The organism is Alkalibacillus aidingensis (assembly GCF_014595945.1).
GTDB lineage: Bacteria > Bacillota > Bacilli > Bacillales > Alkalibacillaceae > Alkalibacillus > Alkalibacillus aidingensis.
This window is the reverse complement of sequence record NZ_JABXWU010000001.1, coordinates 197310-210042: the sequence shown is the minus strand read 5'-3', so window position 1 is coordinate 210042 and position 12733 is coordinate 197310. Positions and strand designations below refer to the sequence as shown.

Below are 12733 nucleotides of genomic sequence, written 5' to 3'. Positions count from 1 at the left end.
ACTACTTATCTCTGTAAATGGTCAATCATATCTTCAAATTTCATCCCACGAGAAGCTTTAAATAATATGACTGTACCTTCTGTCATCTGATCTTTTATCTGTTTAATCAAACTGTTTTGCTCAGTATAGTGCTTGGATTCACCCGTAAATGATTCAGGTAATGAATCGATGATATAACGACTGTCTTCCCCTAGCGTGAACACAGCATCGATTGAAGAATTAATTGATTTGGCCACTTTCCGATGCTCACTTTCTGAGAAGGCTCCTAATTCAAAAATATCTCCCAGAACTAATACTTTTCTTTTATAAGGTAAATTTTTAACAACATCAATTGAGGCCATCATGGATGTAGCAGACGCATTATAAGCGTCATTGATTAAAACGGCTTTAGAACTAGTTTCAATCATTTCAAATCTCATACTAGGAAGTTCTAATGAAGCAAGTGCATTAGCTAGTTGATTCGAATCTATGTTCAGCCAATCACCAACTGCAACTGCAAAAGCAGTGTTTTTCGCCTGATGCGTTCCTAATAATGGAATTCGGTAACTCATACCATTAATCGTAAACTCTGTCATGTTCTCAAACTGTTTAATGTTTTGAACTTGGTAATCTAACCCTTCACCTATACCACAAGTAATTCGATGTAGAGAGGTGTCAATGTCTAATAAAGGTTCATCACCATCAACAATTAACACGCCATCTGGATTCATTCCCTTTAATATTTCTAACTTGGCCTTAGCAATTCCTTCACGACTTCCTAAATATTCAATATGCGATTCACCAATATTGGTAATGACAGATATATTAGGTTGAGCGATGTTTGATAGGGCTTCAATTTCTCCAAAGCTATTCATACCCATTTCTAGCACTAATAAATCGCAATCACGTTCCATCTTAAGAATAGATAATGGTAAGCCGATCAAATTATTGAAGTTACCTTCTGTTTTCGCTACTTTGTAATGAGGAGATAAACTTCCTGCTAGAATTTCTTTAGTTGTTGTTTTACCATTGGATCCTGTTACGCCAATAACGGTTGGATCGACATCTAAACGGTACTTATTGGCAAGGAGCTGCAAAGACGATAAAGTATCTTCAACAAAAAATACCGGGAAATCCGTCGGCACTTCTTCAGGAAGCTGTTCCTCTTCATTCCATAATGCTGCAACTGCTCCATTTTCAATGGCTTGTAAAATAAAATCGTGCCCATTAAAACGCTCACCGATAATAGGCACGAATAGTCCATCCGTAACAACTTCTCGACTATCGATAAAAACTTGTTGAACAGCTTGATTTTGCTTATTTACTAGTTGATTGTTAGGAAACAATTTATGTAAGAAAGTTAATGTGAATTTGACCATTTTATTTACCCCTTTTTTAATCGAGAAAGGATCATTTCCCTCGCAACTTCACGATCATCGAAATGAATTCGTTCTCCTTGAATTTCTTGGTATGTTTCGTGCCCTTTTCCTGCAATAAGAATAATATCATTTTCGTTTGCCATGTCAACTGCCTGTTGGATCGCCTGTCGCCTGTCTTCAACTATTGTATAAGACTCTTCATTTAAATGAGAAGTCATATCTTTTAAGATGGAAGCCGGTTTTTCACTTCTTGGGTTATCAGTTGTAAAAACAGTCTGATCACTATAATAGATCGCAACATCAGCCATTTTCGGCCTTTTCGAACGATCACGATCTCCCCCACAACCTACGACCGTAATGACTTGCCTTTGCCTAATCTCTTGAATCGATTGTAATACGTTTTCTAACGAATCAGGTGTATGTGCGTAATCAACAATCACTGAAAAGGACTGCCCAAGGTCGATTGCTTCAAAACGACCTGGTATCCCTTTTATGTTACTTAATGCTTCTTTGACAGTTTCAAGTGGAATATGATGAGCATATGCCACACCAACTGCTGCCAAGGCATTATAGACATTAAATTTCCCAGATAAAGAGGTGTGAATTTGACCTACACCATTAGGCAGCTTTACCTGAAATGACGTTGAACCCGGCTTAAGCTGTATATCCGTTCCATAAATCATTGCTTCGTCATTTAGACCATAAGTGATCGTTGGTTGTGCAGTGGCTCGCTGTATAGTTTGGGTATAATTTGCGTCATTATTAATCACAGCTGTTTTTTGTTTGTTATATAGATGATTACCCAACTGCGCAAATAATAACGATTTTGTATAGGCATATTCATCCATATTGGAGTGGAAGTCGAGGTGGTCCTGTGACAAATTAGTATAAACAACTGTATCAAAGTCAACTCCATAAACGCGTCCCAAACTAAGTGAGTGTGATGAAACCTCCATAATAATTGTATCAATTCCATCATCAATCATTTGTCGAAAATTCTGGTGTAAAAATAGCGCATCTGGTGTTGTATTTTTTAGCTCTTTTTGAGTATTACCATATTTTAAACTTATGGTACCAATTATAGCATTTATATGACCATGTGCTGAAAAAATTTCATCAAGTAAATAGGTTAATGTCGTTTTACCGTTCGTCCCTGTTACCCCAATAACATTTAAATGTTGACTTGGCGAACCATAATAGTAATCTGCTAACAACGCTAGTGCCCTTACAGTGGATGGAACCTTAATAACGGGGACATCTGCTTTCACATTTTTCTCAACGACAATTGCACATGCCCCTCGTTCTTCTGCTTCTTTAATAAAGTCGTGTCCGTCCACATGATAACCTTTAATACAAACATATAATGAGCCTTCTTTTACACGTCTTGAATCCATTTCAATAGAGGTAACCTCACACTGTGGTAAAGTGCTTTGTAGTTCGTAAAACTTTAAAGCAGCAATTAAACGATCTAACCTCATGTTATCACCTATTCTCTTAGAAGACCTAACACTATGGCAAGATAACGTTATTAATCCCCTTCACCTAAATAAACCCTAACGGTTGAACCAGATTCAACTTTTACACCACTTTCAGGGGATTGTGTTGTTACAACATCTCCTTCACCCTCTACTTCAATCGTGATATTCGTTAAATATTGCTGCAATTCATTGACAGATTCACCGACTAATTCAGGTACCTCAACAGTGGGTACGTCAGGCCATTGATAGTCCTTCTCAATACCTTCATCACTTCTAGGAACACCTTTGTGATGTAAAGCGTCTCCTATGATTTGCCCAGCAATAGGGCTGGCCACGACTCCCCCAAATTGCACGGTATCCTGTGGGTTATCAACCGCAACATAAACCAGGATTTCTGGATCATCTGCTGGAGCGAATCCGATAAATGAGACAATATGATTATTTTCTAAATACTGTCCGTTCTCACCAACTTTTTGAGCGGTACCCGTCTTACCACCAACACGATAACCCTCAACATAAGCTCCTCGACCTGTACCAAGTGCGACCACATGCTCTAATGCGTTTCTAACCTCTTCAGATGTTTGGTTGGAGATGACTTGCTGACGTAAAGTAGGCTCTCGTTCGTCTAGCATTTCTTCTGTTATTGGGTCCTTTACACCTTTTACAACATACGGTTCGTATAAGTACCCTCCGTTTATGGCTGCCGCTACCGCAGTAACTTGTTGAATTGGTGTAACAGATACTCCTTGACCAAAGGCCGTTGTGGCTAGTTCAACCGGGCCAACTTGTTCTTCATCAAATATAATTCCAGAGCTTTCTCCTTGTAGGTCAATACCTGTTTTTTCACCAAAGCCAAATTCATCAATATACGTGAATAATCGTTCCTCACCAACCTTTTGACCGAGGGTTACAAATCCAGGGTTACAAGAATTTTGTACCACTTCTAAATAAGATTGTTCCCCATGACCACCATTAGTCCAACACCTGAGTCGCGCTCCATCTACTTCTACATGCCCTTTGTCATAATACGAATCTTCCTCTAAATCAACCAGACCTTCCTCTAAGGCTGAAGCCAACGTAATAATTTTAAAAGTAGAACCAGGTTCATAGGTGCTAAATACGGGTAAATTTCGGTTATATACTTCAGGTTCAACGGATTGATAATCAATCGGGTGAAAGTTTGGTCGACTTGCCATAGCTAAGATTTCTCCATTATTAGGGTCCATTGCAATAGCAAGGGCCCCATCAGGATTATATGATGCAACAGCTTGGTCTAATTCCCTTTCAACTATTGCTTGAATATCTGCATCGATGGTTAACGAGAGATCTTTCCCGTCTTCAGGTGGTGTATAGCGATTAGATAAATCATTTAACCTTCTTCCTTTAGCATCGGAGAAAAAGGATAATGCACCTTCCTCACCACTTAACACATCATCGTAGCTAGCTTCTAAACCCATTAATCCTTGGTTATCTATTCCGGTAAACCCTAGTACATGAGCTAATTGCTCATCATATGGGTAATATCGTTTAGAATCTTCAGCCAAGTAAAGACCTGGTAGATTTAACGTTCGAATTTGTTCAGTCTGTTCCTTAGTTAGCTTACGCCCCTCTGGATGGATCGCTTCTACAGAAACATTTTTCGTTAAATGGTCATATAACTTGTCCTCGCCAATTGAAATAATCTTTGTCAACTGTTCAACAACATAGTCTGGGTCTTCTATTTGTCTAGGTACAACAACCAAACTTGGAGCGACTTCATTTTCAACTAAAATATCCCCATTTCGATCAACGATTTTACCTCTTTCCGGTTGAAAGGGGATATCCCTACTCCATAAATCTTCCGCTTTTGCTACGATATCTTTTGCGGATATAAGCTGAACGTAAGCTAATTTACCAAACATCACAACAAAATAAACAGCAATACATAAAAAAACAATGGCCAGTCGTTTTCTCACTGTCACAACAGATACACGCTTCATGGATCATTCTCCTTTACAAGCTATGCTTGTATTAAGCGTATGAGAAAAAACGACTAATTAGACCATTGCCAATTACTCAATTTCGAATTCAGGATCTTCGCTTTCTTCAGTTGCATCCTTTTCTTCACGTTCATTCAGTTCAACCACAAGAATCCGGTCTTGACTAAAGGTGGAGTTCATTTCAATACTTTGGTCAGTGACAAAACCTGTTCCAATATAATCAATTTTAATATCAGTTAATTGACCTAATGCCAACACTTCTCTTAACGACCAGCCAGTAAGATCAGGCATGGTCATCTGCCCATCCGTTAATAGTAGAACTCGCTGGTTCTGTAATACCTGACTTCCTGTGTTTGGCCAAATACTTTCGACCTTCTCACCATCACCAATAACTTCTACTTTTAAATGACTAGACTCCAATTGTTCTTTAACCTCGTCAACTGGTTCACCATCTACTTGTTCTAGACCAATGGCTTCAACACTTTGTTCTTGATCTTGGTCCGGTGTTACTTCTAGATAGTGTAAACTATTCTCCATAACTGTTCGATAGATATAAGATGTTGTCAAACCACCTTCGTTATAATAATCAACATCAGGTTGTTTAACGGCCACATACATCATTAACTCCGGTTCTTCACTAGGTGCCATTCCTATGTAGGAGAATACATAGTCATTATGAGAAGTTAAATACCCACCAGATTCAGAGTCAGGGATTTGGGCAGTTCCTGTTTTCCCGAATGACGTAAAGTCATCCAGGGCAAATCTCCTACCTGTTCCAATATCTGAAGTTACTGACTCCTCTAACAACTCAACGACCTCATCTACTGTTTCAGGTGAAATCGGTTGTCCAACAGTTTCTGTTTCATTTTGATGAAGTAATTCTCCTGTTGTAGAATCAGTAATACTAGAGACCACATATGGACGAACCATTTCACCCTCATTGGCAAGTGCTGTCGTAGCTTTCATCAGTTGAATTGGTGTAAATGTTGACCCCTGACCAAATGAAGTGGTTATCTGTTCCATAGGATATCGGTACTGGATCACCCCTAATTCCTCACCAGATAAATCGATTTCCGTTAAACGATCAAAATGAAAATCATGGAGGTAGTCTAGAAATGAATCCGGACCTAACTCTTCCCATAATAGCTTAGCAAAAGCCACGTTTGAGGAACGCATCACACCTTCATCATATGTAATAACTCCCCAACCATCACGGTCATGGTCACGCACCGGTCGAAAATTCTCGTTAATTCGATACTGACCGGACTTAAACGTATCTTCACCATCATAGACACCTTCTTCTATAGCTGCGGCTAATGAGAAGATTTTCAGGGTTGATCCAAGTTCAAATGGAGTAGAAATAATATCGTTATACCAATTTTCAATATTTTCCCTTGTATTAGGATCAAACGTCGGTCGATTTGACATCGCCAATATTTCACCAGTATTAGGATCCATTACAGCTGCCATAACTCGCTCTGGATCATAGGTCTCTTCTACAGATGTTAATGCATCTTCTAAAAAAGTTTGTATTTTTTGATCAATTGTTAACTCAACATGATCACCATTCTCAGGTGATTGCACAGTTTCTTCTGCATTTAACAACTGATATCCGTAACTATCTTGATAGTATTTAACAAAGCCATCAGTACCTTGAAGATATTCATCTAATTCGGACTCAATCCCATATGCACCTTTAAGACTTTCTTCTCCACGTTCTGTAAAACCAATGACTTGAGAGGCATATAAACCATTTGGATAATACCGTTCTAAATGACCTTCAAAATTAATTCCAGGTAGATTTAAAGATTCGATTTCCTCTTTTTCTTCCTTACTTAACCTATTACCATTAGTTCCGAATTCTACTTGGAACTGATCATTTTCTCTACCGTTTTCTAATATGCTTCTAATTGAAGATACGTCCATATCAAGGTATGGAGCTAACTGTTCCGCTGTTTCATTAATATCTTCAACGTGTAATGGAGTAGGTGAGTTTTCAGAATATGATTCACGTAAGATGGCATAAAGCTTATAAACTGGACGATTATCAGCTAAGGTCATACCAGAACGATCATAAATTTTGCCTCGTTCAGCTGTTAATGTCGAATTGGCTTCACGATATTTCTCCGAATAACTCACTAAATCGACAGACTGAACCTCACCTGTCACTTGGATAAACATAAATCGGCCAAGGATCGTGATAAAAAGAGCAGAGAAAATAATCACAACAATTAACAAAATAATTCCACTTTGTTTTTTATTCTCCATGACTCATCACGACCTATGGAGTATAAACTTGCTTAACATCCGCATGACGAATGTCCAAGCCATTTTCTTGAGCGATAGATAGTATACGGTTAGGGTTGCTCAACTCTTGTACTTCAGCTTGTAGGGAAGTGTTTTGAGATTGCAACTCCTGAACTTCGTTGTTTAAATTTTGCACATCTCTATTCATTGAATCAACAGAAGATGAAAAGCTGACGACAACAATGGCTGTTATCGCCATAATAACAATACCTAATGTGTAAAGAACTTTTTCCCCTTTCGTAAACCAAGGTTTTTGGACTGGCTTAGGTGTAGGGATGGGTTGTTGTTCAACTCTTCTTTTAGGTTCTTGAACTTGATAAGACCTTACTTGTTCTAAAGCCATAGGTTATAAACTCCTCTCCTCCATTGCATATTGTTCGTCCCATTCTTTTACTTTTTCAACTATTCTTAGTTTAGCTGATCGCGAACGCCTATTTTCCTCAACTTCTTCTTCAGAAGGCACAATTGGTTTTTTAGTTATTAATTTAAAAGGAGGCGCGATTTCATCAGGCATCACTGGTATATCCTTAGGAATAGGTGGTTCTGTACTCCACTTTTTCATAGCCTGTTTACAAATTCGATCCTCTAAAGAGTGAAAGGTAATGACTGCTAACCTTCCCCCAATAGCCAGCTTACGAGCTGATTGATGAAGTGCTCCGTGAAATACGTTTAGTTCATCATTAACGGCAATTCTAATCGCCTGGAAAACTCTTTTAGCCGGATGTCCCCCTTTTCTCCTTGCAAAGGCAGGAATCGCTTCTTTAATAACTTCTACTAGCTGTAAAGTCGTTTCAATTGACTGTTCACGGCGTTGTTTCTCAATTTGTCTGGCAATCTGTTTGGAAAACTTCTCTTCACCATAACGAAAGAAAATCTTAACTAAGGCTTCATAAGACCACTCATTGACGACAGTATAAGCATTCAAAGGATTCGATTGGTCCATTCGCATATCTAATGAGGCGTCCTGATGGAAACTAAACCCACGTTCTCCTTCATCCAGCTGTGGTGAGGAAACACCTAGATCAAAAATAACCCCATCTACCTCATCAACTTGAAGCCCATTTAATTCTTCTTCTAAGTAAGCAAAATTATTCTTAATAAAAGTAACTTGTTTTTCTTCATCTTTTAATATGTCTTTAGCATACTGAAGGGCTGTCTCATCTTGGTCAAAAGCAATTAATCGTCCTTGCTTAGACAACTTCTCCAATATTCTCTTCGAATGACCAGCACCACCTAATGTGCAGTCAACGTAAGTACCATCTTCTTTAATGTTCAACCCTTGTATAGCTTCTTCATTTAAAACGCTGTAATGTTCAAACATGTTGGCACCTCATTACGTTTAAATATCAAAATCCATCATATTCTCTGCAATCTCAGCAAAAGAATCCTCTGACTCTTCTACATACTCTTCCCACTGATCTTTAGCCCATAATTCAACACGGTTTGATACCCCGATTACAACACATTCCTTCTCTAAATCAGCGTAAGTACGAAGAGGTGATGGTACATTTATTCTTCCTTGTTTATCAATTTCGCATTCAACAGCTCCTGAAAAGAAAAACCTTGTGAAGGCTCGGGCGTCTTTTTTGGTTAATGGGAGCTTTTTGAGCTTCTCCTCTAAAATCTTCCACTCTTCCATTGGGTAAGCAAATAAACACTTGTCCAATCCTCTGGTAATAACAAAGGACTGTCCTAACCCATCACGGAATTTGGCCGGTACTATTAACCGACCTTTAGTGTCTATATTATGTTGATATTCTCCCATGAACATAGACTTCGCCCACCTTTTAAAATAGTTTACCACATCCCCCCACTTTCTACCACTCTATTTCCGAAAAAAACAAAAAAATACACGTTTAGTCCTAGACTAAACGTGTACAACGCTTCATATAATAGGTATTTTAATCATCAATCATAAAGTGGGAGGTTGTGGAGGGTAAGTGGTTATAAGTAGATGATTTGGTGATCTTGTTCCCATCTTGGTGGTACACCTAATAGTCGCTCGGGTAACTCAATTCCATACTCATTCATCCAATAGACCACATTCCACACTCTCTCTTGTAAACCTTCATAAGGATGGTAATAATCCTCCAACTCATCAAATCGTTCAATAACTTGTGCGTGATTATCTTTTATTTGCTGAGTGATTCGTTTTTTTACAAATTCAATTTCCGCTTCTATTTTGTGCAGATTCTTCTTCGCTAAATCATTTAGATCTCCACTTACCGAATTAGCTAATTCCTGAATCGGCAGGTGCGCTTTTCCCATTTGTTTTTTTACTTCTTCAATGGTTTCTTCAATTGGATAATAACTTTGGCGTTTTAAATAGTTCATTTTTGAATCATAACAACCATCATTAACAATCGACTCACCATCCACGCCCAAACGTTCCATCAGTTTGAGATGGTTACCTTTCATTAAAGTTAATGACAATCTTGGTGTCACAATTGGCAATTGTAAATCCAAGGCATGAAAAGCCCCTTTTAAAGTGGACCAATAAGCAACCTCCCCTGGTCCAGCTATAAAGGACAAGACCGGGAACACTAACTCTTGCATCAATGGTCTAGTAACAACATTATTACTAAATCGATCTGGGTGATCGGTTATTAATTGAAGTAATTCTGATTCTGTAAATGAAAGCTGGCCGTCTTTTGTCTGAAACTGGCCATGTTCACCTAACTCCAACAGTAATCTTTCGCCGTCATGATGATAAAATAAATGAACGTCTTTCGCGGTAACGTCAAGAGCAACATGATATCCGTCTTGATTTAACTCATTTAATGAAGTAACAACACTCTGTGCAATTTCTTGTTGATTTAATAACATTGCTTTAAAATATTCTGACTCTAAATATCTTAACTCTGAGTCATCAGCATCCACTAGAACAAGCCCTTCATTTTTAAACATATCACTTGTTAGTAAAGCAAAGAAATCAACATATGATTGACTATTTACTAACCGGGATTTGATCAACTCATATAAATCCCTTGTATGTTCGGTCTCTTTAAACGTAGCAAAGACGTGCTCTAACCAATTAAGAGCGTTTTCTTTTGGAATTTCTCGCTTAGATGCCGTAATTTTGGTTTCAAATGGTACCGGGTCTGTTACCCTAACCTTTTCTAAGTTATTTTCCTGATATGTATAAATATGATCAATCTCAAGAAAATCATGATCTTCCCCAGCAATCCAAAAAACTGGAACCACAGGCTTACCTAAGTGTTCTCTTTGTTCTCTTGCTTGTAAAATAATTGAAATGATCTTATGAATTGTATAGAGTGGCCCCGTTAATAGTCCAGCCTGCTGACCACCAATAATGACAGAAGACTCCGGGTCAAGGAGCTCTGTTATATGTTTATCCGTTTCCTCAGATAATCCCCATTGTTCATTTTGCTTTCTGAGAATCCTTACTAAAGATTCTCGTTGAAATGAGAGACTAGATACATAGTCTTGCCTTCTTTGAAAACTTTGAAGTTGATACGGATCATAATGAAAATGCTTAAAAACACTTTCCTTTCGATCCCGATAATCAGTCAATAATTGGGATTGATTCCCTAATCTCATCGCTTTAGTTTCCATGCGCTATACCTTCCTTTAACCACTAATCCTACAACATAAATATTGTACCAGAATAAGTTTATATCATTCACTTCATCTGTTTATTAAAATTGTAAATAAATCGCAATTGGCACTAACAAAAAATAAGCTACTGTTAACATAACAAAACTTATGCGCCAAACAAAACGAACTGCTTGTAAAAACTGAACTTCCTCTTCTCTACGCCACTGTCTGGTTATCATAATACCAATAAAAATCATGTAAAAAATGATACTTTCCCACCAAATCGATAAGCCAAATATATAATCAACCAATCCTATGACAGCAACTAAAAATAAAACACACGACCAATCTGCAGCTAGTTTAGTTGAGCGAGTCGCCTGATTAGTTACTTTTTTTAAAATCATAAACATAATAATGAATACTAAAAACGGGAGCGTCGATAGAACAGCAAGTATAGAGGTTATCATCTCCATATCGATTCCACCTCTCTTACTCGCTCTTTTCCTTTCACCATTCGATAAACCAATTGCTGAGTAGGGGCAGGATGTTTTGCTTTCTCTATTAAATAACCATTCATATAATCAATCTCCGTACCCCGTCCATTCCGATAATCGATCAGCATTGATGAAGCATTTTGAGCCGTGTTCTGACATATGTTTTGAACGGTCTGCCACATATCTTCAACTTCATGCTCAAGAATTTCGCAAGCTTCTTTCGTTAACTGATAAGCAATCCACCGAATGTCTTGATTTTCTAACAATTGACCGTTTCTTAACTCAAAGATCATCGTTAGTGGGTTAATAACGCTATTAACAATTAATTTTTTATGTAATGTCGACTTTAAGTCCTGCTCATATATAAAAGGAAAATCATGGTTTTCTAAGTGATGAACCACGTTTGAATCTATGTTAGTATGCAAACTGGTAAATAATATCTTACCCATGCCATTCAACTTCACTTCATGATCACTTACCTTCTCCACTCCATGTTCACAAACGCCTACCATCACTTTTTGAGGTAACTTTTCAATAAGATGAATATGTCCCATACCATTTTGTAAAAATAACAATGTAGTTTGATGATGGTGTTGATGAAAATAATCTATTAATGGACTTAAATTGGTTTGTTTAGTACAAATAATCATTAAATCATGTTCATCCATTGAAGATGATAAAGCGACCTTAACTCTTTTTTGGTGATCACCTAGCCTTATACCGTATTGTTCAATTTGATCCTTTTGGTCAACTCTCCGGCAATAGCAGGTTAGATCGTCACCCATTGAGGATAGCTGATGGGCCACGAACATCCCAATTGCACCAGTTCCAACAACAGCAATATTCATGAATTACACCTTCTTATCTATTTTAACTTGTATCATAATAACTTTTAACCGTTTTCTTATAGCTTCTTTTATACTATAATATACTACAGAAACAGTAAGGGGGAAGAATGATGCCAACAAAAGTTGAACGATTATTAATAAACTTTAAAACACTAGAAGAATTTAAGAAGTTCAAAGCCTACGGCATACAGGAACTATCCATGTTAGAAGACTTAGAGCACAATATGATTGAAAATAATAGTGAATCCCCATTTTATGGCATTTACTTTGGTGATGAATTAGTTGCTCGTATGAGTCTTTATCGAGTGGACAAAAAGTACGATTATTATTTTGAACCTCCGCAAGACTATTTGCAACTATGGAAATTAGAAGTACTAGAAAATTACCGAGACAAAGGATTTGGAAAACAGCTTGTTGACTTTGCTAAGAGCCATAACCTACCAATTAAAACGAATGCTCGCATTAATTCTCATGAGTTTTGGGAAAAGCAAGGATTTCAACCTGCTACCTACGAAATGGAACGAGACTTTGGCGAAAATCCTTACATATGGATGCCTGAAGGTGTAAAAGAAAAAGACAATTCTTAGAGGGTAATGTTCACTTTATATTTGACGGATGATGTTCATAATCACTCAGACGTTCTTGGGCTCTTAATGACGTTTTGACATCTTGTGAAGTGCAAAACGTAAGAGAGAAGGACTCTCAATGACG

General features: G+C 37.7%; 11 protein-coding genes. 1 reads left to right on the top strand and 10 read right to left on the bottom strand.

Annotation, left to right across the window (positions count from 1 at the left end):
* Window positions 1-5: 5 nt before the first annotated feature.
* The 10 genes from HWQ49_RS01075 to HWQ49_RS01030 form a co-directional block, all read right to left on the bottom strand.
* Window positions 6-1358 (bottom strand): UDP-N-acetylmuramoyl-tripeptide--D-alanyl-D-alanine ligase, encoded by a 1353-nt coding sequence (locus HWQ49_RS01075; RefSeq protein ID WP_188205723.1) that lies wholly within the window; start codon window positions 1356-1358, stop codon window positions 6-8.
* Between the two features lie 5 nt (window positions 1359-1363).
* Window positions 1364-2836 carry a UDP-N-acetylmuramoyl-L-alanyl-D-glutamate--2,6-diaminopimelate ligase gene (locus HWQ49_RS01070; protein ID WP_188205722.1) on the bottom strand — a complete coding sequence of 491 codons (1473 nt, stop codon included), beginning with the start codon at window positions 2834-2836 and terminating at the stop codon, window positions 1364-1366.
* Window positions 2837-2886: 50 nt separating this feature from the next.
* Complete coding sequence (locus HWQ49_RS01065; protein ID WP_188205721.1) at window positions 2887-4815, bottom strand: stage V sporulation protein D; 1929 nt, start codon at window positions 4813-4815, stop codon at window positions 2887-2889.
* A gap of 72 nt (window positions 4816-4887) precedes the next feature.
* The gene (locus HWQ49_RS01060) at window positions 4888-7083 is read right to left on the bottom strand and encodes a penicillin-binding protein (protein WP_188205720.1); all 2196 of its coding nucleotides are present in this window, start codon (window positions 7081-7083) and stop codon (window positions 4888-4890) included.
* A gap of 13 nt (window positions 7084-7096) precedes the next feature.
* The gene (gene ftsL / locus HWQ49_RS01055; protein ID WP_188205719.1) at window positions 7097-7465 is read right to left on the bottom strand and encodes a cell division protein FtsL; all 369 of its coding nucleotides are present in this window, start codon (window positions 7463-7465) and stop codon (window positions 7097-7099) included.
* A 3-nt stretch (window positions 7466-7468) separates the two neighbouring features.
* Window positions 7469-8443, bottom strand: coding sequence for a 16S rRNA (cytosine(1402)-N(4))-methyltransferase RsmH (gene rsmH, locus HWQ49_RS01050; RefSeq protein ID WP_188205718.1), 975 nt, complete (start codon window positions 8441-8443; stop codon window positions 7469-7471).
* An 18-nt stretch (window positions 8444-8461) separates the two neighbouring features.
* Window positions 8462-8893, bottom strand: a complete 432-nt coding sequence (mraZ, locus tag HWQ49_RS01045) for a division/cell wall cluster transcriptional repressor MraZ (protein WP_188205717.1) — start codon at window positions 8891-8893, stop codon at window positions 8462-8464.
* A gap of 173 nt (window positions 8894-9066) precedes the next feature.
* Window positions 9067-10698, bottom strand: a complete 1632-nt coding sequence (gene bshC, locus HWQ49_RS01040) for a bacillithiol biosynthesis cysteine-adding enzyme BshC (protein ID WP_188205716.1) — start codon at window positions 10696-10698, stop codon at window positions 9067-9069.
* A gap of 83 nt (window positions 10699-10781) precedes the next feature.
* Window positions 10782-11153: a DUF3397 domain-containing protein gene (locus HWQ49_RS01035; RefSeq protein ID WP_188205715.1), complete on the bottom strand. Its 372-nt coding sequence runs from the start codon at window positions 11151-11153 to the stop codon at window positions 10782-10784.
* Window positions 11144-12022 carry a 2-dehydropantoate 2-reductase gene (locus tag HWQ49_RS01030; protein WP_188205714.1) on the bottom strand — a complete coding sequence of 293 codons (879 nt, stop codon included), beginning with the start codon at window positions 12020-12022 and terminating at the stop codon, window positions 11144-11146. Before HWQ49_RS01030 ends, HWQ49_RS01035 begins: the two co-directional genes overlap by 10 nt.
* Window positions 12023-12129: 107 nt before the next feature.
* Here HWQ49_RS01030 and HWQ49_RS01025 point away from each other — a divergent pair, with 107 nt between their 5' ends.
* Window positions 12130-12609 (top strand): N-acetyltransferase, encoded by a 480-nt coding sequence (locus HWQ49_RS01025; RefSeq protein ID WP_188205713.1) that lies wholly within the window; start codon window positions 12130-12132, stop codon window positions 12607-12609.
* The last annotated feature ends 124 nt before the right edge of the window (window positions 12610-12733 follow it).